Annotated in this window: 1 pseudogene; it reads right to left on the bottom strand. The window is 53.5% G+C overall.

Annotated features, from left to right (window positions below):
* Positions 1-23 precede the first annotated feature (23 nt).
* Positions 24-491 (bottom strand): annotated as a pseudogene (locus tag INT22_RS10680) (transposase); the annotation flags it as partial.
* Positions 492-493 lie beyond the last annotated feature (2 nt).

The raw sequence follows: 493 nt of genomic DNA, 5'->3' as shown, positions 1-493 counted from the left end.
GCGGGTTTTCATGCATTTTCCCTGATCCCCACACGCTTAGGAATCTTGCCTAGTCCTGCACTTTTGGCATGGGCACGATGTTTACTGCGACGCTTGGGCTGGCGGAGGTGTCGCCACAAATCGCCACCCTTGGCCTTATCGTCCCAGATCAGCGAATAGACCCATTGATGACTAACTCCTATCCCCGTCAACGGCGCCATAAAACCGCTAATCTGCTCTGGACTCCACTCTTCTCTAAGCCTGTCAGCTACGGCATTGATCAGGCTAGGGAGTTGCTTTGTCCACTTCCAGGCGGAGCGGCGTCTCTGATCGCTGTAACGCTGCGCTTGTGCGGGTTCATATCCCTTGGCACCCGAATTACGTCTCAGCTCACGGCTCACGGTACTGCTGTGAATGCCAAGCTGTTGAGCAATCTGACGTTGGCTCAATCCTACATCCCTATGGGCAAAAATTTGATATCGTTGTGCCTGGGTCAGTTGTCGGTATCCCATAC

This window comes from Halomonas sp. 3D7M, assembly GCF_014897885.1.
Lineage (GTDB): Bacteria > Pseudomonadota > Gammaproteobacteria > Pseudomonadales > Halomonadaceae > Vreelandella.
This window is presented reverse-complemented; position numbering and strand designations above follow the sequence as displayed.